Below are 26,641 nucleotides of genomic sequence, written 5' to 3'. Positions count from 1 at the left end.
CACCGCCGGCATATGTAGGAAGGCCTAGACCCAAGGACATGCAATTTCCGACGCTGCATCACTCTGCCGCAGCACGAGCAGGTGGCGGAGTTAGAGTCCACTAGTCCTTAAAGCCTCCGTTAGCTGGTCAATCGTGGGCAGGCCGGCATAGCCATTGGGCGTCATGTAGATACGGCAGGCCAAATCGCGGGCGGATGCTCCATCCGGGAAGATATCGGATCCGTTGACAGTGATCGTCGGTGAACCCGCAAATCCGGTGCCCTCAATATCTGTTACGGACTTTAGAAGGCGCATGTGAACTTCGACATCGGTACGGCCCAAGGCGGTCAGAGCTGCTTCAAGTCGCTCGTACGCTTTGACCGAATTGGGACACTCATCAATATGGAGCAGTTCTAGTCGCATGCATGTATTGTCCCCGCCCGGCTGCGTGATGCGGTAAGGAGAGACCGAGTTGCACGAGTCGCTTCGCTGCTGCAACGGCGCGTCGTCGTTCTCGCAAACGAAGGATTTCAAGAACAGGCTGATTCGAGAATGGTGGTGCCTGCAGCCCAAGCTGCACACCGGCGCCGTTCTGTGGGAAAACACCCTTGCGGCGACAGTCGCCACCCATCGGCCCTTGTTCTCACAAATAGTTCTCGAAACTGTACAGTCGAGCTAGAAGGCTGGATCGAGTTTTGAGAAAGAGAACCGCCCCACATGACTACTCACCGCATCGGATACGCCAGAGTATCCACACGGGACCAGAACCTTGACCTCCAGCGCGATGCGCTGCGGGCTGCAGGATGCGACCGCATCTATGAAGACACCATCAGCGGAACCAAAGCCACGCGACCCGGACTCGCCCAGGCACTGGACCAACTACGCAACGGTGACACCCTCGTCGTATGGAAGCTGGACCGTCTCGGGCGGAGCGTGAAGGATCTGCTGGACTTCGCCGGCGGGTTAAGCGACAGCGGCATTGGTTTTATCAGCCTGACCGACGCAATCGACACCACGACCGCATCCGGGCGCTTCTTCTTCAACGTTATGGCCTCCCTGGCCCAGATGGAGCGGGAGCTCATGGTCGAACGTACCCAGGCCGGCCTGCGGGCGGCGAGGGAGCAAGGCAGGGTCGGCGGCCGCCAACGCATCATGACGGATTCCAAAATCCGCTCCGCACGAAAGCTCCTCAGCGAGGGCACGCCGCCCAAGGAAGTCGCCAAAAACCTCGGCGTCTCTGTACCTACCCTCTACCGCTGGGTCCCGGCAACGCAGACCGCCAAGGATTGAACTCCTTAACTGCTGCTGTTGGTGCACGGGACTTCTGAAGATTTGGATGACCGTGCACGGGACTTCTGACAACCCGATGTCAACAGTCCTCTGCACTCGCCCCGTACTTCCGCGGGATCCAGTGCAGACGACTTCTGAAACTGACAAAAGGAGAGGTTCAGGCGTCGCCGCCTGCCTGGGCACAAAGGGTCGTTTTTGACGTGCACCATTCCGCTACGGGTGAGCATCCCCACCGGTTCGGCGCAGAGTCCTCTGCTAACAGCCACAGTTTCAGATGGCGGTCGTTCGCATCCTGTCTTCGATGAGGTGAACCAGAATCGTCGTTCCTGGCCAACCGGTACTCTGGCTTAGTGCTGATTAACAACAGGGGGAAGGGCCGCGCGGTAGAGGTCCTCAAGTCGAAGCTGCAGACAGGGGACACGGTTTCTGTGCTTTCTGGATTGTTCTCCATCTACGCCTTCGAAGCTCTCCAAAAGGAGCTTGCTGAGGTACGCCAAGCCCGGTTCCTCCTCACCGAGCCGCCCATCACGGGCTTTCAGTTCAATAACGCTGCTGCGCAGCCTCCCATCGGGGTCCACGGCACACCCTTTGAAACGCTTCTGCGCAACAAACTCACGCAAGCCTCCGTTGCCAGGGCCTGTGCAGCGTGGCTCCGGGACACCGCGGAGATCAAAAGCCTGAGGGCCTCCACCGGGGAAACGTGGATCCTTACGGACAACGAGACACGGCCGTTTGCGATGCGTGGCGCCCCGTTCACCGCTGAATCCTTGGGCGTCGTACCGAGCGATAACCTGTCCATGATCACCGCGGACGAAGGGTACATTGTCGGGGAGTTCTTGGAACAGTTCAATGAGTTGTGGGAGTCGTCGGACTACTCCAGCCCAGCAAAGGACGAACTTCTCTCCAAGCTCGAGGAGCTTTACGCCGCAAATACCCCCGAGTCGATTTACCTTTTGTCCTTGCAGCGAGTATTTCAGGACTTCCTCCATGAAACTGACGCAAACAGCATCATCAAGAAGGACACAGGGTTCTACGACTCCGCAGTGTGGAACATGCTCTACAAGTTTCAGCGCGACGGGGTGCTCGGCGCGATCGAGAAGCTGGAACGCTACAACGGCTGCATCATTGCAGACAGCGTCGGCCTGGGTAAGACGTTTGAGGCACTGGCAGTCATCAAGTACTACGAACTCCGCAATGACCGCGTCCTGGTCCTAGCCCCTAAACGTCTGAGGGAAAATTGGACGATCTATACGCAGAATGACCGCCGGAATGCACTTCTTGAGGATCGCTTCAACTACGACGTCCTTCACCACACAGACCTGAACCGGACCAGTGGCTACACGGGCAGCATTAACCTCGCAACCATCAACTGGGAAAACTATGACCTCGTAGTGATCGACGAGTCACATAACTTCCGCAACAACCCACCCGTGAAAGACCGGATTACCCGCTACCAGCGGCTGATGCAGGATGTCTTCCAGACCGGCGTCAAAACCAAGGTCCTCATGCTTTCCGCGACGCCAGTCAACACCAAAATGACTGACCTCCGCAATCAGGTGCTGTTCGCCACCGAAGGTCGAGACGATGCACTGGCCACTGCGGGTATCCGCAGCATCGATCAAACCCTTCAGAGAGCCCAACGTCAGTTCAATGCGTGGCTGGATAAGCCCTCGGAAAGCCGCAACGCCAAAGATCTCGTCGGCGCCCTGGGACTTGACTATGTCCGACTGCTGGATCTCCTGACCATCGCACGTTCCCGGAAGCACATAGAAAAGTACTATGGCACCGCGGAAGTCGGTAAGTTCCCGACCCGGCTGACCCCGAAGAACATCAAGCCAGACGTCGATCTACAAGGGTCTTATCCTGCCCTTAAACACATCAACAAGCAGATCGGGCTGCTTCACCTCTCGGGCTACTCACCCTTGGCATACGTGCTCCACTCAAAAAGGCCGCACTACGAGAAGCTCTACGACCAGACGGTGGCCGGCAGCGATTCCAAAGTCTTCAAGCAAAGCGACCGCGAATCCAGCCTCGTCAACCTCATGCGCGTCAACCTACTCAAGCGCATGGAAAGCTCGATCCATTCTTTCAGCGAGACTATCGAGACCCTTCACCGGCAAGTCGAAAGCCTTATCGGAAAGATCACCAAATATGAGGAGAACAAGAGCCTCAGCGTCTCCCTCGAGTCCTTCGACGATGCTGACTATGATCATCTGGATTTTGACGACCCGATGTTCGACGACGCCGTCGTCGGCACTAAAATCAAGGTTCTCCTTGAGGACATGGATTTAGTTCGTTGGCGCCAGGACCTCGGAGAAGACGCCGCGGAACTCAAAATGCTCCTGGAATCCTCCCGCCAAGTAACGCCCGCCCGGGACGAGAAGCTCCACGAACTAAAGCAAATTATCAGCGCCAAAGCGTCCAGCACCGCCAACGGCGGCAACCACAAGATCATCGTGTTCACAGCTTTCAGCGACACTGCCGAGTACCTCTACAAGCACATCCATGGCTGGGCCCTCAATGACCTTAAACTTCACTCAGCACAAGTTACCGGCAGCGGCAACCAGACCACCCTTCCTGGCTGCCGGAAGGACACCAACTCGATCCTGATCAACTTCTCTCCCCGGTCTAAGGACCGAAGAAAGTCCGGAGAAGCCGAGGGTGCAGAGATCGACATCCTCATCGCAACAGACACGATCTCCGAAGGCCAAAACCTCCAAGACTGCGACACTGTAGTTAACTACGACATCCACTGGAACCCAGTCCGCATCATTCAGCGATTCGGCCGGGTAGACCGGCTCGGGTCAACCAACGATTCCGTACAGCTAATCAATTTCTGGCCCAACATGGCACTGGACGAATACATCCAGCTCGAAGCCCGCGTCAGCGGACGCATGGTTCTCCTGGACGTCTCCGCAACAGGAGAGGAGAACCTCCTGGTGGACGAAGAGGGAAGCGTCATGAATGACCTGGAATACCGCCGCCAGCAGCTCGAACAGCTCCAGGGACAGGCTCTGGATCTCGAAGATCTCTCCGGCGGACTCAGCATCACCGACCTCACGCTTAGTGACTTCCGGATGGACATATCCAGCCAGCCAGATGAGGTGAAGGCTGCGTTGCTGGGCAAACCTTTGGGGCTCTTTGCTGTCACCCGGCTCGATGCCAAACTGGCCGCCGATGGTCTGGAACCGGGCGCCATCTTTGTCCTCAAAAACACCGGATCAGAGGCCACACCGTCCAAGAGCTACCCTCTGGCCCCCTACTACCTTGCCTATGTTTCCGATGCCGGTCAGATGATGAAACATCCGGAGGAGCCGAAGCTTGCCTTGGATGTTCTTCGTTCGCATGCCCTCGGCGATTCCGACCTGGACGATATTCTCACGGGCTTCTACAAGCAGACACGCCACGGGCAGGACATGGGACACTACCAGAAGCTTCTGGCCATCGCGGTGAACGCCATTAGTGGGACGGCCCAAGAGAAGAAATCTGCGTCCTTGTTCTCCCGCGGAGCTACGCAGATCGGCTCTTCCACTCAGGTTGTGGGTCTCAAAGACTTCGAAGTCATCGGCTGGCTAGCCATCCTGCCGGTGACAACGGCTCAGTTGTGAGCGAGCTGACGGGGCCGACTTCTACAAGCCTCGTTAGAGAACTTTTTCAGCTACCTGACGCATGTAACGTATCCCAACGCATTGCCAAGGCTGCGCTCACCGAACATGCAGATCTGACGGCAGGTGACCGCAAGACGCTACAGAATGATGTCCAGAGCGTCACCGCGATCGCAGTTGTGGAACCCTACTCGTCCGGAATTCCAGGGTTTCAAGGGCGGACCACAGACGAGCTCGAGCGAGACTACGCAGAAATCCACGTCTTAGACGTCGCGTTCTCGGACGGTGCAAGACAGTCCAGCGCCCAGCGATTTGTAGAAGTACTCCACCGTGCCATCCCGAATCCCACCGTAGTGTTGGCATTCACTCACGACGGCATCTATCTTTCCTTGGCCCCGAAACACATCAGCGCCGCAGACAGTTCCCGGGTCGTATTAGACCGCATCACCACAATCTCAGCACAGGAACTTCTATCCGAGCCCGGCCTGCTCGGAATTGGGGCACAGCGCACGCCGCATCTCGAAGGTTTGTACCGATCTTGGGAAAGCAGGATCCTTGCACTACAACTCGCGGGTATCTGGGACGTAAGTCCAGGGCAGATCCTGCGCACCGGTGCAGACGACTCGCTGCCTGCCCTCGTGCAGGAGCAGCGCTCGATCAGCGAGCAGATACAAATCTTGCAGAATCGACTCCGCAAAGAAAAGCAAATGTCGGACCGGGTTGCCTTGAACACCCACATCCACGCCCTCCGGGGGCGAATTCAGCAGGCCAAGGACAAGTTCGGGTGAACCCTCGGACTCAGGCCAACGCTGTCACAGGCCATCGATAAGCTGGTCGCAGACCTTTCCCGCCAACAAAAATACACGATCGATCCCAGAGGAACTCATGACACAGCAGACGACTTCGACCGCCGGCACCGTTATACCGGTCCTGGTCGGAGACCCACTCTCCCAGTCTGCCGACATCGTCGCAAACAACATCGACCGGATCCGCGAGTTGTTCCCGGACGCCGTGACGGAGAGCGGCGTCGACGTTGAGGTGCTGCACCAACTCCTGGGCGAGGCGATTGACGACTCCACAGAAAAGTACGGCCTCAACTGGCCTGGCAAGAAGAAGGCCCGTCAAGCTGCACTGACACCGTCAACTGGGACCTTGCTGCCTGAGGAGGACAAGTCCGTCGACTGGGATACCACCGAGAATATCTTCATTGAAGGCGATAATCTTGAGGTCCTCAAACTCCTGCAGAAGAGCTACGCGGGCAAGGTGAAGATGATCTACATCGATCCGCCCTATAACACCGGAAACGACTTTGTATACGCTGACTCTTACACCGACAGCCTGAACCACTACCAGCGAGTAACAGGCCAAATAGATTCCACCGGTGAGCGCCTGGTTGCAGTTGGTGAGGCATCAGGACGGTTTCATTCGAACTGGATGTCGATGATATATCCACGCCTTCGTCTCGCTCGAAATCTCCTTAAAAAAGACGGCGTGATCATGATCAGCGTTGATGATCGAGAGCTTCCCAGACTTCGCCTAATTGCCGATGAAGTCTTCGGTGAAGAAGCTTTCATTGGCGTCCTAGTCTGGAAAAGTCGGCAGAACAAAGACAACAGAACAACTAACGGACTATCCGTCGACCACGAGTATATTGTCTGCTATGGCAGCAAGATTCGGGGAGCTACCCGCGATACCTCCGGTTATAGCAATCCGGATGGAGATGATCGGGGTCCGTGGACGAGTGCCAATATGGTCGGTCTCGCGACTGTAGATCGCCGTCCGAATCTCCACTATGACCTGGTAGATCCATCGACGCAAATCAATTACGGATGCCCGGAAATGGGCTGGCGGTATGACTCTTCCACCATGGGGCGTCTTATCTCCGAAGGACGCGTTCTATGGCCAAAGTCTGAAGAGGGACGGCCCAGGAGGAAGTCATTTCTGCAGGACTTAGGTGCTGAGTTTCCTGGATTTTCGAGCATCGTTGGGGATGGAATCTTCACACGGAATGGGACCGCTGATATTGATAAACTCTTTAGCAATCGCATTTTTACCTTTCCTAAGCCCGTTGCCCTGATCCAGTCAATGATCGAGCAAGTCGCCAATGATGGCGACATCGTCCTAGATTTTTTTGCTGGCAGTGGAACGACAGGACATGCGCTTTGGCAGCAGTGTCAGCAGGACGGGATCAAACGTAGTTTCATTTTGGTTCAAATTCCGGAAATTTTGTCTTCCTCATCGCCTGAACAGAAGACGGCCGCAGACTTCTGTCGATCTCTAGGTCGACCGGAGAATATCAGTGAACTCACCCGTGAGCGACTCAGCCGCGCGCGTAAGGAATACGAAACGAACGGATTGGACTTAGGATTTCGATCTTATAGTTTGGCTAGAAGTAATATCCAACAATGGGCTGGGCAACCTGAATCAATCGAAGAGGATCTGTTGGCCTCTGTTGAGAACCTCCAGTCTGGTCGCGGCCACCAAGCCGTCTTGACAGAGATTCTCCTGAAATTTGGACTGAAGCTGACGACCTCAGTCCATACTCGGATGATCGGTCGACACGAAGTTCATTCCGTTGGTCATGGATCGCTGTTTGTATGCCTAAGTGACGAAGTGTCGAAGACTGAGGCGCCGGTTCTGGCCACAGAAATTGCTGACTGGAGCGCCCAGTTGGGACAGAGCAACGTGCGTGACGTCACCGTAATCCTCAATGATTCATGCTTTGTCGATGACGTGGCCAAACTGAATTTCGCAGCAACTTTGGATCAGGCCGGCTTCCCCGCACTTAGAACGATCTGAGATCGACAATGACAATGAAATTTCATTTCGAAGACGACTTGAAGTACCAGCACGAGGCCGTCAAAGCTGCGGTCGGGCTGTTTCGCGGTCAGGACGTGATGCGGTCTGAGTTCACCGTCCAGGCTACCCATCAGAGTCAGCTGAACATCTTTGGCGACGATACCGGCCTCGGTTACGGTAACCGTCTGCGGCTGCACGAGTCCGACTTGTTGACCAATCTTCAATCGGTGCAACAGGCAAACGGGCTCAGCTTGGAAACCGCGCTCGGTTCCCGGACGTACACCGTGGAAATGGAGACCGGAACAGGCAAGACCTACGTCTACCTGCGAACCATTTTTGAACTCAACCGACATTACGGGTTCACCAAATTCATCATCGTTGTACCCTCGGTTGCTATCAAAGAAGGTGTTCACAAGAGCCTCGAAATGCTCAAGGAACACTTCGGTCGCTTGTACTCCAACACCCCGTTTGAGTACTTTCAGTACGACTCGTCCCGGCTAGGTGAGGTACGCAACTTCGCGGTTTCCTCGCAGATTCAGATCATGCTCGTGACGGTGGCCGCGATCAACAAGACAACCAACAAGATCCGTGAGGCCAGCGAAAAGCTGGGCGGCGAACAGGCCATTGATCTCATCAGGGCCACCAACCCCGTTGTCATTGTTGACGAACCGCAGAGCGTCTATGGTGGGGCCAAGGGTGCCGGCCGCAAGGCTCTGGAAGATTTCAACGCGATTGCCACCTTTCGATACTCGGCGACACATCCGAAGAATGACAAGTCCAACATGGTGTATCGCTTGGACGCCATCGATGCTTATCGGGAGGAGCTCGTCAAGCAGATCGAGGTCGCCTCGCTGACGGTCGAGGGTCACCGGACGCTTCCTTACATCAAGCTCCTGAACGTCGGAATAAAATCGGACAGGATGCAGGCGCAGCTTGAACTGGATGTGAAGGTCGGCGGCTCATCGGTCCGAAAGCCTGTTTGGGTCAGCAGTGGTGACGATCTTGAACAAACGACCGAGCGCCCCGTCTACGCCAACATGAAGATCCTTAACATTTACAGGCAGGACGGCGAAGAGCGGATCGACGTCAGCACCCTCGACGATCCCCTCTATCTTGGCCAATCGACCGGTGCCGAGCTCTCGGACAAAGAAACCGCCCGGTTGAAGATCTCCAGGACCATTGAAGAGCATTTCGAAAAAGAACGCTCCTTCAGGACTAACGGGACCGACGTCAAGGTCCTAAGCCTGTTTTTCATCGATGAAGTAGCGAAATATCGTGCTTACGATGCTAATGGCGACCCGGCGCCTGGTCTTTACGCAACGATGTTCGAAGACGCATTCGTGAAGTTGGCCAAGACGCCCAAATACGCGCACCTCTTTGAAGGGCTGGACGTTGCCCAAGAGGCACGTTCCGCCCATGAGGGCTACTTCTCCATCGATAAGAAGAAACGTGCGGTTGATACGTCTGAGAACAACCAGGCCGGCCGGGACGCGGCTGAAGAGGCCTACAGGTTGATCATGAAAGACAAGGAAAGCCTGACATCCTTCGATACGAAATTGCGTTTCATCTTCTCCCACTCCGCATTGCGCGAAGGCTGGGATAACCCCAATGTGTTCCAGATTTGCACACTGCGGGCCATGGGAACGGATGCCCAGCGCCGCCAGACCATCGGTCGCGGTCTGCGCCTCGCCGTCGACCAGCACGGTAACCGTGTCCGTGGCTTCGAGGTCAACCGTCTGACGGTCATCGCAGACGAAAGCTACGCGGACTTCGCCGACGGGCTTCAAAAAGAGATGGAAAACGATCTTGGTGTGAAGTTTGGGCACGTCGCCAAGGATGCGTTCTCTGCCATCAATTTCCACGACGAAGCCGGCGAACTCCAAAACCTCGGAGCCGCCGCCTCCGCGAAGTTGTGGACTCTGCTCAAGGAGCAGCAGTACATCAAGCCGTCCGGAGACGTCAACGACTCTCTTCGAACGACACTGAAAGACGGAACCTTGGTATTGCCGCCCGAGTTTACGGCAGCAGCTCCGCAGATCTTTGAGATTCTTAAGCGCGCGGCCGGGCGTCTCAATGTGGTGCCTAAGGGCGACCACCGGGTGATCAAGCCAAAGCGTGCCATCCTGGACAGCCCGGAATTCCAGGAACTTTGGAAGCGCATCAGCGGCAAGACCACCTACCGCCTCGATTTTGATGTTGAAGACTTGAAATCCAAGTGCATTCAAGGGCTACAAACGAAGCTGCAGGTTAAAAAGCGCAGCGCATCTTGGGGCAAGCACCGGGTGACGGGAATTGACGAAGGGGGCCTGCACGGATCACTCATCAGCGACGGAGAGGCCCAAGACGTAGAGTTCACGGATTCCGAGTCGCTCCCCGATATCTTGACGGAGCTTCAGAACCGAACGAGCCTGACACGCAAGACCATTAGTGGAATCCTGCTGGAATCCGGCCAACTGGACAAGTTTGTCATGAATCCGCAGTCCTTTGTTGAGCAAGCATCAGACATCATCAACAGGGCCAAAAAGTTCGCGGTGTTGGATGGTGTCAGGTACCACAAGCTCCCTGATGGTGAGGCATACAGCCAGGAGTTGTTCCTTAATGAGGAATTATCCGGTTACCTCATGCGTAACATTGCAACCGATGAGGACACCGGCGCGGCTCTGCCCTTGAATAAGTCGGTCTTTGAGAATCTACTTTTTGATTCCTTAACCGAGCGTAACTTCGTGTTCGGCGATCCCGCCAAGAACCTGCCTGGGCTCGAGCAGAAGGAAGAAGTTAAGGTCTACGCCAAACTGCCATCCTGGTTCAAGATCCCAACACCTTTGGGATCCTACAACCCAGACTGGGCTGTACTCGTTGATCGTGGCGACGAAAAGAAGCTCTATTTCGTCACAGAGACAAAAAGCACCGTCGACACCGACGATCTGCGTAGTGCGGAGGCCGGCAAGATCCAAGCCGCTAAGAAGCACTTCGAGGCCATCAACGAAGGCGTCGGACCAGTCGACTTCGTCCACTACGCAGTAGCGAAAGACATGCCGACGTTCCAAGCTGCTTGGGGTGAGTCCTAGCGGCGCCAAATGTTCTTTCTGACGTCGAATTTCGCGAATCGGCGTTGTAGCGTTTCCGAGGATCATCGGTAACTCGAGGCGAACCGGGCCGTCACAAGGGGCCGAGAGGCCGGAGAACCATGGCGTGGCTGGGTTCCAACAAGCGGAAGGGCCGGCGATGCCGGCCCTTCCTGGTTTCCCTCTGCAAAGGAAATAGGCTCTTCCCAGATGAAGGTGTAGGTCGGCCGGGCGCGTCGGTCCGCAGATAGACGTCGAGGTCTCCCGACGATGGAGGTTCCTACGCCATCCATCCGAAAGACCTCGACGTGCCCGACGCTACCCCGCCGGCCGGCTTCGGCCGCCCTGACCTAACCGCCTTCGCGGCTCATCCCAATCGGCTCTGATCGGGTCTGCTGACCCTCTCGACGAGAACGCAGCGACATCACAGCCACCCAACCCCGACCGTCCGGGAAGCCGGGGCACGTCACATGGGCTGTGCTGCGGGCGTGTCGAGTGGGTAGTCCAGGGGCGACGCAGGAGCGTCGACGCGACGTGCTGAGAGGTGGTTCCAACCGAGCGCTAGGACACAAGCTACAGGCATGGCGATAGGTCAGGAACGGCGTCGCTCCCTGCGCAGGAGGGAGCGCAGAGTCTCGGCGTTTGCGTAGCCGACCCGTAGCGCGATCTCGGCGGAGGTGAGGTCCGTGGTTGCTGAGAGGTGTCGAGCTCGTTCGGTGCGAAGCCGTTGGACGAAGCCGAGCGGAGTGAGGTTGAGCGCCGCACGGACTCGTCGTTCGAGGGTGCGCCGGCTGGTGCCGAGCGACTGCGCGACGAAGGCGACGTTGAACGGTTCGTCCAGGCGGGCGCGCACGAAGCGTTCGAACTCGACGACGATCGGGTCCTCGTGCCGGAGATGTTCGTAGGCGACGAAAGCCGCCTGCGACGGGCGCTCGTCGATGATGAGGAGCTTGGCGACATGTTGGGCCAGGTCGGGGCTGATCGATCGCACGAGTGAGAGCGCGAGGTCGATGTGGGCGAAGGCGGCGCCGGCGGTGACGAGGTTCCCGTCGACCACGACCATGGTGTCGAGATCGAGGGCGACGGTCGGATAGCGCTTCCGGAACTCCGGCCCCAGGAACCAGCTGGTCGTCGCCCGCCGATGATGCATCCGTCCTGTCTCGGCGACGGCGAACACGCCGGTGCACGCCGCGGCGATCCGGGTGGTCGCGTCGTCGAGGCGCCCGAGTGAGGCGATGACCGAACGAGCATCTCGACTCTGGAGGGCGTCGTGGGTCGCGGCGGCCGTGAGGGTTCCAAGCGCAGGGACGACGACCACGTCGAACTCTCCGGACTCCGGCAGCGGGTGGTCCACCGACAGGGTCATCGATGCCGTCGTGGTCACTCGCCGTTTCGGTCCGAGGATGGCGAGTTCGATCGGGTCGATCCGCGGGTCGACGTCGCCGCGGGCTCCGTCGGCCACCCGCACGATGTCGATGATCGACGCGATAGCCGAACCGAAGCAGCCGTCGATCGCGATCAGTCCGATACGCATGACGTAAACAATAGCAATACTGCCGTATACGCCACTTCCCACCGGCCCTCGCTCGTCATACGCTGAACTCGTCCCACGAAGAACCCCGACGTCAAGGAGAGTCCCTCATGTCCACACCCGCATCACTTCCGTATGCCTTCGTCGCCAAGATCGTCGCGGCCGATGGACAGCACGACGCGGTCGCCGATCTGCTCGCCGGCGCTGTCGCACTCGCCAACGAAGAAGTAGGAACGATTGTCTGGTTCGCGGTCAGGACCCACGCCGACACCTTCTGGATCTTCGATGCATTCCCCGACGAAGCCGCTCGCGACGCCCACGCCAACGGCGCCATCGTCGCAGCCCTGATGGCCAACCAGCACCTCCTCGGCGCAGCACCCGAGATCCTGGCGGCCGACGTCCTCGCGTCCAAGCTCCCGTAGTCCGCCAACGCACGAGACGATCGCGCCCCGCCGAGTCGGTCCGCAGATAGACGTCGAGGTCTCCCGACGATGGAGGTTCCTACGCCATCCATCGGAAAGACCTCGACGTGCCCGACGCTACCCCGCCGCCCGGCTTCGGCCGCCCTGACCTGACCGCCTTCGCTCGACTCGACGGCCTCGGTCTGAGCGTGATCGGGCAACGACTTGAACCGGATCGTGCGGTCCTCGCGTGCCGCGTGGTGGAACCAGATCAGTGGTGCCGACGGTGCGGCAGCGAAGGCGCCGCTCGTGACACCGTGATCCGGCGGTTGGCCCACGAGCCGCTGGGCTGGCGACCGACCGTGCTGGAAGTTGTAGTGCGCCGCTACCGCTGTGCAGACTGCGGACACGTGTGGCGCCAAGACACCAGCGCCGCGGCGGAGCCACGCGCGAAGCTCTCGCGCACCGGGCTGCGGTGGGCGCTGGAAGGGATCGTGGTCGCACACCTCACCGTCGCCCGTGTCGCCGAGGGACTCGGGGTCGCGTGGGACACCGCCAACAACGCGGTCCTGGCCGAAGGCAAGCGGCTGCTGATCAACGACCCCACGCGGTTCGAGGGCGTGAAGGTGATTGGCGTCGATGAGCACGTCTGGCGCCACACCAGGCGTGGCGACAAGTACGTCACCGTGATCATCGACCTCACCCCGGTCCGCGATGGCGCCGGCCCAGCAAGGCTGCTGGACATGGTCGAGGGCCGGTCGAAGGCGGCGTTCAAGGCCTGGCTCGCCGACCGCGACGACGCCTTCCGTGACGCGGTCGAGGTGGTCGCGATGGACGGCTTCACCGGGTTCAAGACCGCCGCTGCGGAGGAGATCCCGGACGCGGTCACGGTGATGGATCCCTTCCACGTCGTGCGCCTGGCCGGTGACGCCCTCGACAGGTGCCGGCGCCGGGTCCAACTCGCGATCCACGGGCACCGTGGGTTCAGGGACGATCCGCTCTACAAGTCGCGGCGCACGCTGCACACCGGCTCGGACCTGCTCACCGACAAGCAGAGCGACAGGCTACGCGCGCTGTTCGTTGATGACGCTCACGTCGAGGTCGAGGCGACCTGGGGTGTCTACCAGCGGATGATCGCCGCCTATCGCCACGAGGACCGGCAACGTGGCCGCGAGCTCATGGAGAAGCTGATCACCGACCTCAGCGCCGGCGTCCCCAAGGTGCTCACCGAGCTCACCACCCTGGGCCGGACCCTGAAGAAGCGAGCCGCCGACGTGCTCGCCTACTTCGAACGACCCGGCACCAGCAACGGGCCGACCGAGGCACTCAACGGACGGCTCGAACACCTGCGCGGCTCCGCACTCGGGTTCCGCAACCTGACCAACTACATCGCCCGAAGCCTGCTCGAGACCGGCGGCTTCGGACCCCAACTCCTACACCCCCGATTGGGATGAGCCAGGAAATATGTGGTTCAGCTTAGCTGAAGGGTTTGTGGTGCTGCCACGGCCGGGGACCTCGTTGTTCCTGGTCCGCGGGCGGAAAGTCTGCGGGTCACCTTGTCGCGGTTAATGGCGGTCCGTCGCTGGTGAGTGGCTGCTGTGGATACCCCTGGGCGGCGGACCGCCCGACCTCCGGAAGGTTCCTGGCCCTCACGGGGTGGGTGGCCGGGCGGCCGCCTTGGGGTCAGCCGCCCGGTTCACTGTCCGGTTACTCGGTGTCGGTGGTGTGCTTGTCGATGATGATTTTTTCCACGGCGCTGGCCGTGTAACCCCAGATGGTGAGCTGGTTCAGGTAGTGGAAGTGCCGCTTCTCGGCACTCCGCCAGGAGTCTTTCTGGATGGTCTTTTCATACCCTGCGCAGATCAGGGCGATGAGGGAGAACTCGGGCCGGGCGGTGGTCTTGGCGGTGTGGTCCCGCAACGGGTTCCAGCCCCACCGGTCGGTGTCCTCTCCGGTCTTGGCCCCGATCATCTCGGTGGCGACCTTGCCGTCGTAGCCGCTGGCGGTTTCGGGGTCGTGGGTGATGGCGTGGACGGTGAAGTACTGCCAGCCCTTCGGCGCGGTCTTCCGGGAAAGCAGGGTCTTCACGAATTCGCGCCTGACCTTCGTTGCGCTCTCCATCTCGCGGTTATTCGCGATCAGGGTCTTCCGCTCGGCTTTCTGTTCCTCGGTCATCGGGCCTTTCTGGGCCTGGGTGCCGCCGTCGTAGCGTTCGTACTTCGGGGTGAAGCCCAGGTCCTTCCAGCCGGTGATGACCGGGTTGGCGTTGCGCTGGCCCCGGTAGTCGGTGCTGATCAGGTAGGCGTTGGCGTCCTCGTCGGTGGCCGGTTCCCCGTCGGCCCGCTTCGCGGCCGAGACGTACAGGTTCTCTTCGTTCGCGTAGTGCCCGGCGTCCTCCACGATGGTCTTGCCCTGCGCCTCGAGCTCGGCGATGAGTTCGGCGAGGGCTGCGGCGCGGTCGCGGCGGTCCCGGAGCATCTGCGCGACGTGCAGGAGCTGATCGGGTTCGTCCGCGATGACGGACTCTAACTCCTCCGTGGCGTCCTGGTTCCCTTCAAATTCGGCCATGATGAGCGCTTCGTCGATGGTGTAGCCCTTGCCCAGGGCGGCGGCTCCGGCGTTCGAGGACTTGGCTTTCAGCGCACCTTCTACGGTGGTCTTGGTGCGCCCGGTCTTCTTGGCGATCGCGGCGGCTGAGACGCCGATCAGGGACAGCTGGTGGTAGGCGTCGGCCTCGTCCGCTTCGGTCAGTTCGGCGCGCTGGATGTTCTCCACGACCTGGGTCACGATCCGTTCGGCTTCCTCGGGGGACTCGATGATCATCACCGGGATGCTGGTGCGTCCGGCTTCGACGGCGGCGCGGGTGCGGCGCTGTCCCATCAGGACGTGCACAACGCCGTCGTCCTTGCGGTGGGCGATGACGGGTTCCATCACGCCGTGCTCTTTGATGCTGGCAATGAAATCGGCGGTCAGGGCGGCGTCTTTGCGGACGTTGATGTCCACGGTCAGGGTGGCCGGGTCGAGCATTTCGAGGGTGGGTGTGGTGTTCATGGTGTTGCTCCTTTTGCAGAGGATTTCGGTGGGTGGGGCGGCTTAGGTGACCGGCCAGCTTCCCCTCTCCCCCCGTTGTTTTTTGGTTGCTGGCAAGCTCGCTTGCTCGGCGGCCGACGGAGCCCTGTCTACCCGCAGGGCAAGGGGCAGGAAATTCCCTCAAGGAAATCAGCGACGCAGACATCTCACGTGTTTAAGAAGTCAAGCGGCGAGGTCTGCTGCCCGCAGGGTGAAGGCTGTAGCTTCATCGAAATGGGTGCCGGTGTTGAGGCAGTGGTGGAGTTGGCCGAGGAAGCGATTGAAGAGGTTGCGCTGGGCCGCTGCATGCCAGTCGCCAGCTGCGCGGCGGCGCTGGTAGTGGGCTCTGGCGCCCGGGGATCCGGTAAGGGCGGACAGCGCCCACATATACCCGGCGGTGCTAAGGCGGTCGTTCTTGACGAATCTGCGGCCGACGAACTTTTTCTTGCCCGAGGCTCTTGTGATTGGTGCGGAGCCGGCGTAGGCCTTCAGGGCGCGGGCGTCTGCGAAGCGGTTCCTGTCGTCTCCGATTTCAGCCAAGAGCCGGGCACCGAGCTGTGTGCCAACCCCAGGGAAGCTGAGCAGGATTTGGGCGTCGGGGTGGGCCAGGAAGGCCTCCTCGACCGCGACGCTGAGCTGGTCGACGGCTTGGCAGGCAGCATCGAGAATGAGCAAAAGCCCGGAAACCTGCTGGCCCATAGCGTCTTCGACGGCCTGGGGCTGGCGGGCGTGGTCACCACGAAGGATGAGCTTGATTCGCTGGGCCTGGGCGGCGATGCCACGGGAGCGGCCCGCGCGGCGCAGTGCTGCTTCGATCCGGGCGGTGCTGAGCCGTGCCGCGGCGCCCGGGGTGGGTGCGATGCGCAGAAGTTCCCTGATTTCGGGGCGGGCGATCCCGTTCTGCCATACCGAGCCGGCTTGAAGGAGCGCCGGGTAGAACTGGCGCAGCACGGAGCGGAGCTGGTTGGCGGTCTGCTGACGCGCCCAGACCGCATCCTGCTGGGCACGGGCCAGGACAGTGATCGCCCTAGCCTGATCGGTATCCGCAGGGAGAGGGCGATGTGCATGGGCGTCGGTGCGAAGGATGTTCGCCAGCACCAGAGCATCCCCCGGATCGGACTTCTTCTTCGAGACCCCGTGCCTGTCGCGGTAGCGTGCCGCCGAGAGCGGATTGACCGCGTAAATCTTCCGGGTGCCAGCGCGAAGAGCCGCAACGAGGAGGCCATGGCTGGTTTCGATCGCCACCGGGACAGGGTCCTCGGGTGTGTCCCCGTGTTCGGCGAGCAGCTCCATCAGTGCCCGGTAACCTGCAGCGTCGTCGGTGATCCTGCGTTTGGCCAGCAGCTCGCCGGCGCTGTTGACGATGGCAATGTCATGGTGGCCTTCGGCCCAGTCGATCCCGCAGTAGAGGTCCAATCTGTACTCCTCGCAGTCAAGGCGTGTTCTGTTCCCGGGGTGTGCCAGTTCGGATCACGCAGCGCCCTAATTCCAAGACTCGAAGGTCTGCCATCTCACCAGCCGTTCGTGAAACGAGTCCACTTCGGGTGCCCCGGTCTAACCAAGAGCTCCACAGCTCCCGGAGAAAGAAGGGGTCATCCCGCAGCCTGCACGCCACCATGAGAAACCAAGTACCACGCCAGCAGTCGGTGGTTCCGCTGCCACGCGGGCGGCGGAACCTGGCCGGCAGAACCCGAGGGCATCTGCCGGCCGGTCAGGGGTCCTGCGGCGCTAATCTGCACCGTTACGCGCCGCTCTGCGTCGAGGATTCAAGATCCAAGAGCGCCGAAGGCGTCACCACCGATGGCTCCACCGCAGAACCCCACCAAGACGGCCCCGGAGCGACCAACCATCTGGCCCCTAGAAGCCGCTTAACAACGAATTAGGAGCGCCGGAGGGACATTTCCTGCACCGCAGGCCCCGGTGGAGCTTGCGGAATCGGGGCTAGACGGGGTGGAGCGGACGCCTAGAATCCGAAGGACAGCAACCAAAAGACGTCGTAGACAAGACAGGGCCAGGGCGGGCCGGAGCCCTGCGACGGCGCACCCTGGACCCAACAGCCGGCCGCGCCAGCGGACGCCCCAATGGGTGCGAGCCCTGCGAGCATGCCTCTGGCTTCGTCTCCCCTGGATCCGCCCATGCCGGCCCCGCTATTAGCCTGGCCGGCCCGCTGGCTGTTCCACCGGCGGCCTTCACCGAAATGGCGGTCCGCCGGCGGTGACCACCAGCGGCAGCCAACCACCGGCGGCGGACCGCCCGAACCTTCCGGCCGTCCTTTGGTGAGGAGGGCGGCACCTTGCCGGGCGGTGGTCCCGCCCGGCAAGGCCTCAAACCGGTTTAGGCGACGTTGGCCATGTACGGCATCCGGTAGCGGCTGGGCAGTTCGGCGGCGGCTTCGGGCAGGTCGTCCGGGCCGTGGGCCTGTCCGTTCCTCCAGTGGAAGAACGCCTGTTCGCTGATCGCGTCCCATTGGCGGGCCTTGGTCCGGTAGAACGTGCAGCTCACGTCACCCTCGCAGTAGGTGGCGACGCCGAACAGGTTCCCGATGCTGTCCGCGGTGCGGGTCGCGGCGACCATGACGTAGGGCCAGTTGCCAAGGTCCCAGCCGTCACTGCCCCAGCTGGGGATGACGGCCCAGCCGTGTTCGCCGATGAGTTCCATCCAGTCGTAGCCACCGTTCTCGTGGTAATCGCCCAGCACGGTCACGCCGTCGATGGTCTCCCCGGTGTCCTGGGTGGTCACCGTCTTAGTCGTTATTGCGTTCATGGTGTTGCTCCTTTTGCAGAGGATTCCGGCGGGTGGGGCGGCTCAGGTGACCGGCCAGCTTCCCCTCTCCCCCCGTTGTTTTTTGGTTGCTGGCAAGCTCGCTTGCTCGGCGGCCGACGGAGCCCTGTCTACCCGCAGGGCAAGGGGGAGGAAATTCCCTCAAGGAAATCAGCGACGCAGACATCTCACGTGTTTAAGAAGTCAAGCGGCGAGGTCTGCTGCCCGCAGGGTGAAGGCTGTAGCTTCATCGAAATGGGTGCCGGTGTTGAGGCAGTGGTGGAGTTGGCCGAGGAAGCGATTGAAGAGGTTGCGCTGGGCCGCTGCATGCCAGTCGCCAGCTGCGCGGCGGCGCTGGTAGTGGGCTCTGGCGCCCGGGGATCCGGTAAGGGCGGACAGCGCCCACATATACCCGGCGGTGCTAAGGCGGTCGTTCTTGACGAATCTGCGGCCGACGAACTTTTTCTTGCCCGAGGCTCTTGTGATTGGTGCGGAGCCGGCGTAGGCCTTCAGGGCGCGGGCGTCTGCGAAGCGGTTCCTGTCGTCTCCGATTTCAGCCAAGAGCCGGGCACCGAGCTGTGTGCCAACCCCAGGGAAGCTGAGCAGGATTTGGGCGTCGGGGTGGGCCAGGAAGGCCTCCTCGACCGCGACGCTGAGCTGGTCGACGGCTTGGCAGGCAGCATCGAGAATGAGCAAAAGCCCGGAAACCTGCTGGCCCATAGCGTCTTCGACGGCCTGGGGCTGGCGGGCGTGGTCACCACGAAGGATGAGCTTGATTCGCTGGGCCTGGGCGGCGATGCCACGGGAGCGGCCCGCGCGGCGCAGTGCTGCTTCGATCCGGGCGGTGCTGAGCCGTGCCGCGGCGCCCGGGGTGGGTGCGATGCGCAGAAGTTCCCTGATTTCGGGGCGGGCGATCCCGTTCTGCCATACCGAGCCGGCTTGAAGGAGCGCCGGGTAGAACTGGCGCAGCACGGAGCGGAGCTGGTTGGCGGTCTGCTGACGCGCCCAGACCGCATCCTGCTGGGCACGGGCCAGGACAGTGATCGCCCTAGCCTGATCGGTATCCGCAGGGAGAGGGCGATGTGCATGGGCGTCGGTGCGAAGGATGTTCGCCAGCACCAGAGCATCCCCCGGATCGGACTTCTTCTTCGAGACCCCGTGCCTGTCGCGGTAGCGTGCCGCCGAGAGCGGATTGACCGCGTAAATCTTCCGGGTGCCAGCGCGAAGAGCCGCAACGAGGAGGCCATGGCTGGTTTCGATCGCCACCGGGACAGGGTCCTCGGGTGTGTCCCCGTGTTCGGCGAGCAGCTCCATCAGTGCCCGGTAACCTGCAGCGTCGTCGGTGATCCTGCGTTTGGCCAGCAGCTCGCCGGCGCTGTTGACGATGGCAATGTCATGGTGGCCTTCGGCCCAGTCGATCCCGCAGTAGAGGTCCAATCTGTACTCCTCGCAGTCAAGGCGTGTTCTGTTCCCGGGGTGTGCCAGTTCGGATCACGCAGCGCCCTAATTCCAAGACTCGAAGGTCTGCCATCTCACCAGCCGTTCGTGAAACGAGTCCACTTCGGGTGCCCCGGTCTAACCAAGAGCTCCACAGCTCCCGGAGAAAGAAGGGGTCATCCCGCAGCCTGCACGCCACCATGAGAAACCAAGTACCACGCCAGCAGTCGGTGGTTCCGCTGCCACGCGGGCGGCGGAACCTGGCCGGCAGAACCCGAGGGCATCTGCCGGCCGGTCAGGGGTCCTGCGGCGCTAATCTGCACCGTTACGCGCCGCTCTGCGTCGAGGATTCAAGATCCAAGAGCGCCGAAGGCGTCACCACCGATGGCTCCACCGCAGAACCCCACCAAGACGGCCCCGGAGCGACCAACCATCTGGCCCCTAGAAGCCGCTTAACAACGAATTAGGAGCGCCGGAGGGACATTTCCTGCACCGCAGGCCCCGACGAAGGAGGGGCTAGACGGGGTGGAGCGGACGCCTAGAATCCGGAGGACAGCAACCAAAAGACGTCGTAGACAGACAGGGCCAGGGCGGGCCGGAGCCCTGCGACGGCACACACTGGACCCAACAGCCGGCCGCGCCAGCGGACGCCCCAACCTGGTTGGAGCGCAGCGGAAACCAGGGCCTTGCTAGGGTGGACGAGCCCCGCCGGTTGCAGGTACTTCTCCCCCGAGCAGCACCTCTGGGTGGGTCATTTCGATCAATGGGGGCAGCACATGGGTTTATGGAGTCTTTTCAGGAAACGCCCGGCAGCTGCGGGCGTCACACCAGCAGCGGGTGATCCAGAGATGTTGGAACCGCTGACAGCTGAACAGCTCGTGGAACTCGAAGCCGCGTGGGCGGAGCTGACGATGGCCGCCGAGGCATCAGACGTGACGAATTTCCATGCCTGTGGCCGCAACGGCCGGCCTTGGACTGAGGACCCGGCAGCAGTCCGGGCTGCCGCGGCGACGCTGCGGGAGTTCCCTACAGCAGACGCCTAGTCCTTGTTCGGTAGGTACCGGCCATGCTCGCGATGCACGCGCGCTGGTGGGTTTGGGTTCTCGCGCTCGTATGCCTCGTCTGCACGACGCCGCAGCTCTTTGTCGTAGCGGTCCTTCTCGTTGTCGATCCGTTGCAGCTCGTTGTCGATTTTTGGGTGGGAGACGTAACGTTGCCGCAGCGCCTCACGCTCTTCTCCAAGTTCCTTGTCGGACTTCACGCTGAGGTCGCCAAATGCGCGTCTGATCCCGTCAAAAATGCCCATGCAATAGATGCTGTCACACTCGGGGCTACCGACGCATGATCGTCGGTCAACACCCCCAGGCGCGACAGGCCCGATCTGCAAGCGCAGGGCCGGTTTCTGCGTGGAATCGAGCGGAACTTGGGTGGTGGGTCCGGGTTGTGCCCATTGGGGGGCAGGTGGAGCCCTCCGCACGGCTCAGGCTGTCCCCACTGGCGTTCAACCCGTCCGCCGGAGGCCCGCGACGGCGCCCGGGTCGCTGACTGTCATAGCCGCAAAGCATAATGAGATCTGCGTGATCATGCATCAGATGCACTTCGGCATGATTGCGCTTTTTCTTGGCGTGTCGATTCGAACATATATTCTAAAGTGGTGGTATGGGACCGGATCAGGCGGGCAGGCTGCAGGCGCAGTATGCGCGGCGCGCATCCCCGATTGGGCTGACGATGGAAGAGCTCGATTTCGAGCACTTCCCGTCCAAAAATGGGTTCCCCGGGATCCCGGTGAAGGCGTGGATCAGGTTTCCGAACTGCGCCGAGCTGGTGGACGGCGAGGTGTACGCCTGGACGACAAAAGCCGTCGAAGTGACGTGGTGCGACGGGCCGCTGACCCGCCGGACCTGGGTATGGAGTTCGGCGGTAACCCGCCGGGAAGAAATGATGAACAGGAACTTGGGAGAGCGCGTAAACCGTGACAGCAGTAGCGAATGAAACAACTCTGGACGTTGACGTTGACGTCCGGTTCACCCCGGCCGGCACTCCCCTGGCCGTCCGGTTTGACGACCGGATCTGGGCCGTGGCGGCCGATCCGGTGCACTGGTTCACCCGGGACGCCTGGTGGACCACCCGGCGTACCGCGGCCGTCGGCAGCGGCGACTTGGTGAGCATCGAGTATTGGAGAGTGCAGGTACGTCTGGGATCCAACTCGTCGCTGCGCACTTTCATGCTGCGCCGGAATCCGCTCTCCACCCAGTGGGTGCTGGAAAGCATCAGCGACTAGGCCCGGTGACCGCTCAGACGATCAGCGATCAGACCTGGGCCGCGATCCGGAACGAGTTCACGCTGCCGACCCTCGCGCAGGTGCACCGCCGGCTCTCCCAGCTCATGGAAGACCCGGAACCGGGCATGCGCCATCTGGTCCGCATCTTCATTGACGACGGGACCTTCTGCCCGGGCTTCCAGTTCCTCCCCGGCGGCCAGCTCCAGCCAACCGTCACAGCACTCTTCAGCAGAGCCATGGAGCTGGACATCCCGCACAACTACTTCACCCTCTGGATGATCACCCCGTGCCGAGCTCTGGCGGGGACCCGCCCGGTCGACCACTTGAAGAAGGACCCCACTCCCCTGCTCCGGGCGCTCGAAGCCTACCGCTGGCGCTAAGGCCGGCCCTTGACGCGACCGGCGGGGTGCGTGGCGTGGGTCCATGGGACTCATCTACGACAGCCCGGACCTGGCAGCTCTGACGCTGACGCGGCTCGCCGCCGAAGAATCCGAAGGCCCCGGCGCCCTGGAAGGGCGAATGCGGAACTACCTCGACGACCTCGAACAGCGCAACGGCACCGCGTACCTCGAACTGGTGGCCATCACCCTCGCCCGGGTCCACTTCAAGTCCCTGGACGACCTGGCCCGGGCCACCGGGGCAGACGCCGCAGGCCTGCTAGACGCCGCGGAGGTCGAGGCGCTGGAGGGCTTTTAGGTTCGGCCCGGCATAATGTTCAGGTGGAAATTACCGGCACGATCCAAGCCCCCGACGGCAGCTACGAGCGCGTGAGCGTCCAAGGCGAAAGCTATGAGGATGCCCGCGAAGTCCTCAACGGAAAAATCCCGGAGGGACACAAGCTCCTTGTGATCCGCACAGATCATTAACGGTTAGGTGTCTCCGGCCGTGGCCGAGGTTATTCGGCCACTGAAGCGGCGGGCTCGATGAGTTCAGGACCGTTGTTCCGGACGCTGTTTACCCTCGTGCTGACGATCCGTGGTGTCAGGATCGGCTCGGGCAGGGAGTCCAGCAGGTGCTGGATGTCGTTCTTGTCGGTCAGGTCCGGGTTGAGCCATTCAGCGAATCTGTCCGTGGGGATGATGACCGGTGATCTGTCATGGACGTGCCCCAGGGCGTCCTGGGCGGTCGTGGTCAGCACAGTGCAGCTGAGCATCCACCGTGCGGGGTCATCTTCGGGTACAGACGGATCCGCCCACCATTCGTACAGCCCGGCAAATCCCAGTACGGGCTCGTTCTCCGAGTACAGGTAATTGGGGATCTTCTTTCCGTCTTCGGTCTTCTGCCATTCAAAGTATCCGTCGGCCGGGACGATAGCCCGGCGCTTCACAGCAGCTTTTCGGAAAGACGGCTTCTCCAGGATGGTCTCGCTGCGGGCGTTGATCAGCTTGTTGCCGATCTTGATGTCTTTCGCCCAGGACGGCACCAGGCCCCAGTGGGCCACCAGCAGATGCCGCTCGATGCTCCCTTCTTCGAGACGTTCAGCCACGATGGGCACATCCTGAGTGGGCGCCACGTTCCAGCTGGGCGGCGGCGGATTTCCCTCCACCTCCTCGGCATCGAAGTAGCTAAGAAGGTCACCGGTCGCCTTGGACATCACGTATCTGCCGCACATGAGGCCATTCTGCCTGACAGGCCCCACTCGTCCCACTGCCGGGGACTCGAGGGAGAAGATCCAGTAGACGGTCCCCAACCTCCATACCCACCGCTTGGAAAGGTCCTTTCACTGACCCTGCAATTGGGCTGCCCACGGGTCGCCGCCTCGTTCTTGCCGTGAGGCGTTTCGGTCCGGAATTCTTTCCTCGCGCCATCAAATGAGGTCTTTATATTCGCCCGACGTGCTTTGCGACACGCCGTCTCCCGCGCGACACGCAGGGGAGTTAATTGTGCAAAGGTACTCCACAGCCTGTGGATTTCGTCCGGCAAAAGGGCGGAAATCCGGACATTTTGAGGCACCCCGCCTGTGGACTGCCGGTGCATTAAATGACATACTTGTAATACATCATGTTGGGGTCCACATCGGGCTCTTGCACTACATGTAGTGTTAAACCTGATGGTTCATCCAGATGATGTACCAACAACGACGAAGCGCACGATCGGGTGCAACCGATCATGCGCTTCTTTTACAAAAAAATAGGGACCAATTCCTCGCAGGCAAATAGCTTGCGTCAAAGTCCAAGGTATGTTTTGTGTCGTTTCCATCTCGTCGGAACGTCTCAACAGACTACGAGTGAGTCTGCCGCCTGTCAATCCACGCTGGCGGAACATTCCCTGTGCTCGGTGGTCCCGGGAAGGAGAGTAGCCGTGGCTACTCGCGTAGTACGGATCCGCATTAAGCGGACCATCCGTATCTCCCCTGTAAGGCGCTAGGCGCCGGCAGTTCAGGACCGTCAGCGGTCACTCGACGCTGACGGTCCTACCACCTAGACGAACCAAGCAAGGGAAAATTCCATGGCTAAGAACACAAAGCAAACCAGCAGCAAAGCTGCGGCAGCGGCCAGCAAAGTCCTTAGGGACGGACGCACCAGCGCCGCCTCCAAGACCGCCGCCGCAAGTGCCCTCTCGCAAAAAGGCAAGGGCAAATAGATGGCCATTTTTTACTTCAGCAGCGCGGGTAACCCCGTCGCATTTCGCCGGACCGAAAATGACCGATTTCTCTTTGACAAAACCGGGAACTGGATCGGTTGGTTCCCCTGGGGCGACAGCGATGCCGTCGACAAAGAGGGAAAATACCTTGGCACTACCGTGAGGAACCGTCTGCTCAAACGGGACTTTCAGCATTACCGGGGATACCCCGGCTACCCCGGCTACCCCGGATACGCTGGCTATCCTGGGTACCCAGGATTTGCTGGATTTGGAGGGTACCAGGCCGGCTACTCGGACGTCCCAGAGTCTCTGCTGAAGGGCTAAATCGATACGACGGGGCACTCTCGGCTGGCCCGTTGAGAGCTAGGTGCCTCGGCATATGAGCTCGATCAAGGGCCGGAGCAAATTAGATGTTGCTCCGGCCCTTGGCCGACCGCGCACGCTTCAGAAATCACCATCAGCGAAGCGAGAGGCGTTCTGTGCTGGACCTCTTCACTTGGCGTTTTGACTGCTTTACTGTCAAAGACAGTAAGACAGTCAAAGCTGAATTTTTCGCCCCGGAGCAAGCTTCCGGGTCCCACCTTCGAAACGGGTTCCTTCGTTGTAGAGGCGTTCGCGTCGTTCCACTTCCATGAGGACTGCACGGGAAATGAAGTCGGACCAGCTCCGGTCCATCTCCTGGCCGCTCGTTCCGGTGTAGGCCGCCTTTGCGCGCTTTAGGTCATCCGCGGCCATGTAGAACGTGATCTGTTTCGAGGCGGTATCCGGCAGCGGGTTAGGACGCGGTGCCGGGGAGGCCGCAGGTGAGTCGCTGCCGGTGGTCGCTGAGTCCCTGTTTGCCTTCATCAGGTTCTGCACGGCGAGGTTGTCTGCATTCCGACGGGGCGGCAGGCCGATGGGTTTGCGGTTGCTTTCAGTCATGATGCGTTCCTTTCCTCGGCTGCTTCCAGGCGGGCAACGAGTTCATTGGTGATCTGGTAGAGGTCTTCAGCCACGTTGGCGGCCGACCGAGGCTGGCTCTGACCGGCTTCGGCTGTACCCTTCAGGACCTCGTACCATTTGGGGGCAGCCTTGACCTGCTCTTCAAGCTCATGGACCAGCACTCCCCTATCGCGGGCTGCCTGGGCTGGAGCTTCCGCGTGCCGCACCATTCCGTTGAATAGCACGGCATCTGTGCCGAAGGTCTCTGCAATGGCATCCCGCGTCGTCCGGTGAACGTTGGTAGCGGTCGAAGATGTGGCAGTGATGATGACGCCGAGCAGGTCCAGGTTCGGGTTGACGTCTATGACCGTGTCCAGACGCTTGGCGACGCCGATGAGTCCTTCGCGGCCAGCTTTGTCCGTCTTGGTCGGTACCACCACGTACGAGGCCGCTCCGAGGGCTGCAACCTGCAGGGGTTCGTTCCCGGGCGGGCAGTCGATGAAGATGATGTCGTATTCGGCCGCGATCGGTGCAAGCGAACGGGCAAGGGCCAGCTTTGCCTTACTGCCATCTTTACTGCTTTGCGCGATAAGGCCGGCAGCTGCCTGGTCAAGCTCCGCTCCCCCGGGAACGACGTCTAGATTAGGGCGAATGTCTTTGAGTGGCGCCAGCCGAGTCCCGAACATCAGGCTTTGAGCAAGGGCGCTGCCGTCGTCGTCCAGGGTGCCGTGTCTGTAACCAAGATCTAGGCCCAGGTTTCCCTGCGGGTCCATATCTACGAGCAGGACTTTCCACCCGGACACTGCGAGCAGAGCACCTACATTGGCCGTCAGGGTCGTCTTGAGTACTCCGCCCTTGCCGTTGACGAAGCCGCAGATACGGTCCATGCCTGTCCGGTCAAACGCTGTTGTTGCTGTCAT

25 protein-coding genes are annotated in these 26,641 nt (G+C 60.8%); 15 read left to right on the top strand and 10 right to left on the bottom strand.

The window, feature by feature from the left end:
• Positions 1-90: 90 nt before the first annotated feature.
• Positions 91-402 (bottom strand): thioredoxin family protein, encoded by a 312-nt coding sequence (locus AC06G6_RS20350; protein ID WP_479828935.1) that lies wholly within the window; start codon positions 400-402, stop codon positions 91-93.
• A gap of 294 nt (positions 403-696) precedes the next feature.
• Here AC06G6_RS20350 and AC06G6_RS20345 point away from each other — a divergent pair, with 294 nt between their 5' ends.
• The 5 genes from AC06G6_RS20345 to AC06G6_RS20325 all read left to right on the top strand — a co-directional run bounded on the left by AC06G6_RS20345 (position 697) and on the right by AC06G6_RS20325 (position 10,741).
• Positions 697-1,269 carry a recombinase family protein gene (locus AC06G6_RS20345; protein WP_479828933.1) on the top strand — a complete coding sequence of 191 codons (573 nt, stop codon included), beginning with the start codon at positions 697-699 and terminating at the stop codon, positions 1,267-1,269.
• 350 nt (positions 1,270-1,619) lie between these two features.
• Positions 1,620-4,877, top strand: coding sequence for a helicase-related protein (locus tag AC06G6_RS20340; RefSeq protein ID WP_479828931.1), 3,258 nt, complete (start codon positions 1,620-1,622; stop codon positions 4,875-4,877).
• Positions 4,874-5,662: a DUF4391 domain-containing protein gene (locus AC06G6_RS20335; RefSeq protein ID WP_479828929.1), complete on the top strand. Its 789-nt coding sequence runs from the start codon at positions 4,874-4,876 to the stop codon at positions 5,660-5,662. Before AC06G6_RS20340 ends, AC06G6_RS20335 begins: the two co-directional genes overlap by 4 nt.
• A gap of 97 nt (positions 5,663-5,759) precedes the next feature.
• Positions 5,760-7,673: a site-specific DNA-methyltransferase gene (locus tag AC06G6_RS20330; RefSeq protein WP_479828928.1), complete on the top strand. Its 1,914-nt coding sequence runs from the start codon at positions 5,760-5,762 to the stop codon at positions 7,671-7,673.
• A 14-nt stretch (positions 7,674-7,687) separates the two neighbouring features.
• Complete coding sequence (locus tag AC06G6_RS20325) at positions 7,688-10,741, top strand: restriction endonuclease (protein ID WP_479828953.1); 3,054 nt, start codon at positions 7,688-7,690, stop codon at positions 10,739-10,741.
• A gap of 589 nt (positions 10,742-11,330) precedes the next feature.
• Here AC06G6_RS20325 and AC06G6_RS20320 read toward each other — a convergent pair.
• A complete protein-coding gene (locus AC06G6_RS20320) occupies positions 11,331-12,272 on the bottom strand; it encodes a GlxA family transcriptional regulator (RefSeq protein ID WP_087136509.1) in 942 nt (313 codons plus the stop codon).
• Positions 12,273-12,379: 107 nt separating this feature from the next.
• On the opposite strand from AC06G6_RS20320, the gene AC06G6_RS20315 reads away from it, so the two are divergent.
• Complete coding sequence (locus AC06G6_RS20315; protein WP_033107114.1) at positions 12,380-12,691, top strand: putative quinol monooxygenase; 312 nt, start codon at positions 12,380-12,382, stop codon at positions 12,689-12,691.
• Positions 12,692-12,798: 107 nt separating this feature from the next.
• Complete coding sequence (locus AC06G6_RS20310) at positions 12,799-14,124, top strand: ISL3-like element ISPfr2 family transposase (protein ID WP_479828927.1); 1,326 nt, start codon at positions 12,799-12,801, stop codon at positions 14,122-14,124.
• 253 nt (positions 14,125-14,377) lie between these two features.
• Here AC06G6_RS20310 and AC06G6_RS20305 read toward each other — a convergent pair whose 3' ends face one another.
• From AC06G6_RS20305 to AC06G6_RS20290, 4 genes are all read right to left on the bottom strand, one after another.
• Positions 14,378-15,721: a ParB/RepB/Spo0J family partition protein gene (locus tag AC06G6_RS20305; protein ID WP_479828926.1), complete on the bottom strand. Its 1,344-nt coding sequence runs from the start codon at positions 15,719-15,721 to the stop codon at positions 14,378-14,380.
• A gap of 201 nt (positions 15,722-15,922) precedes the next feature.
• On the bottom strand, positions 15,923-17,155 hold the full coding sequence (locus AC06G6_RS20300; protein WP_479828924.1) for an IS110 family RNA-guided transposase: 1,233 nt from the start codon (positions 17,153-17,155) through the stop codon (positions 15,923-15,925).
• 918 nt (positions 17,156-18,073) lie between these two features.
• Positions 18,074-18,502, bottom strand: coding sequence for a hypothetical protein (locus AC06G6_RS20295; RefSeq protein ID WP_479828925.1), 429 nt, complete (start codon positions 18,500-18,502; stop codon positions 18,074-18,076).
• Between the two features lie 201 nt (positions 18,503-18,703).
• Complete coding sequence (locus tag AC06G6_RS20290; RefSeq protein ID WP_479828924.1) at positions 18,704-19,936, bottom strand: IS110 family RNA-guided transposase; 1,233 nt, start codon at positions 19,934-19,936, stop codon at positions 18,704-18,706.
• Positions 19,937-20,784: 848 nt separating this feature from the next.
• On the opposite strand from AC06G6_RS20290, the gene AC06G6_RS20285 reads away from it, so the two are divergent.
• Positions 20,785-20,979 carry a hypothetical protein gene (locus tag AC06G6_RS20285; protein WP_479828923.1) on the top strand — a complete coding sequence of 65 codons (195 nt, stop codon included), beginning with the start codon at positions 20,785-20,787 and terminating at the stop codon, positions 20,977-20,979.
• Here the strand turns inward: AC06G6_RS20285 and AC06G6_RS20280 are convergent.
• A complete protein-coding gene (locus AC06G6_RS20280; protein WP_479828922.1) occupies positions 20,976-21,242 on the bottom strand; it encodes a hypothetical protein in 267 nt (88 codons plus the stop codon). The genes AC06G6_RS20285 and AC06G6_RS20280 overlap by 4 nt on opposite strands.
• Positions 21,243-21,595: 353 nt before the next feature.
• Here AC06G6_RS20280 and AC06G6_RS20275 point away from each other — a divergent pair, with 353 nt between their 5' ends.
• From AC06G6_RS20275 to AC06G6_RS20255, 5 genes are read left to right on the top strand one after another with little or no spacing between them, the layout of a single operon-like run.
• Entirely contained in the window at positions 21,596-21,928 is a 333-nt protein-coding gene (locus tag AC06G6_RS20275) for a hypothetical protein (RefSeq protein WP_479828921.1), read from the top strand.
• Entirely contained in the window at positions 21,909-22,217 is a 309-nt protein-coding gene (locus AC06G6_RS20270) for a hypothetical protein (RefSeq protein ID WP_479828920.1), read from the top strand. The genes AC06G6_RS20275 and AC06G6_RS20270 overlap by 20 nt, the downstream gene beginning before the upstream one ends.
• 5 nt (positions 22,218-22,222) lie before the next feature.
• Positions 22,223-22,597: a hypothetical protein gene (locus tag AC06G6_RS20265; protein WP_479828918.1), complete on the top strand. Its 375-nt coding sequence runs from the start codon at positions 22,223-22,225 to the stop codon at positions 22,595-22,597.
• Positions 22,598-22,640: 43 nt separating this feature from the next.
• Entirely contained in the window at positions 22,641-22,913 is a 273-nt protein-coding gene (locus AC06G6_RS20260; RefSeq protein WP_479828917.1) for a hypothetical protein, read from the top strand.
• Positions 22,914-22,936: 23 nt separating this feature from the next.
• Positions 22,937-23,083, top strand: coding sequence for a hypothetical protein (locus AC06G6_RS20255; protein WP_479828916.1), 147 nt, complete (start codon positions 22,937-22,939; stop codon positions 23,081-23,083).
• Positions 23,084-23,112: 29 nt separating this feature from the next.
• Here AC06G6_RS20255 and AC06G6_RS20250 read toward each other — a convergent pair whose 3' ends face one another.
• The gene (locus AC06G6_RS20250; protein ID WP_479828915.1) at positions 23,113-23,829 is read right to left on the bottom strand and encodes an SOS response-associated peptidase; all 717 of its coding nucleotides are present in this window, start codon (positions 23,827-23,829) and stop codon (positions 23,113-23,115) included.
• Between the two features lie 836 nt (positions 23,830-24,665).
• Between AC06G6_RS20250 and AC06G6_RS20245 the strand changes: the two genes are divergently transcribed.
• Together AC06G6_RS20245 and AC06G6_RS20240 are read left to right on the top strand one after the other, a co-directional pair.
• On the top strand, positions 24,666-24,800 hold the full coding sequence (locus tag AC06G6_RS20245) for a hypothetical protein (RefSeq protein ID WP_479828914.1): 135 nt from the start codon (positions 24,666-24,668) through the stop codon (positions 24,798-24,800).
• Entirely contained in the window at positions 24,801-25,124 is a 324-nt protein-coding gene (locus AC06G6_RS20240; protein ID WP_479828913.1) for a hypothetical protein, read from the top strand.
• Between the two features lie 213 nt (positions 25,125-25,337).
• Here AC06G6_RS20240 and AC06G6_RS20235 read toward each other — a convergent pair whose 3' ends face one another.
• Entirely contained in the window at positions 25,338-25,721 is a 384-nt protein-coding gene (locus AC06G6_RS20235; RefSeq protein ID WP_479828912.1) for a ParB family protein, read from the bottom strand.
• Positions 25,718-26,641: a ParA family protein gene (locus AC06G6_RS20230; protein ID WP_479828910.1), complete on the bottom strand. Its 924-nt coding sequence runs from the start codon at positions 26,639-26,641 to the stop codon at positions 25,718-25,720. Before AC06G6_RS20230 ends, AC06G6_RS20235 begins: the two co-directional genes overlap by 4 nt.

This window comes from Arthrobacter sp. CJL-S3 (assembly GCF_056711635.1).
Note: the sequence above shows the minus strand (reverse complement) of the source record. Positions and strands in the feature narration are given on the sequence as shown.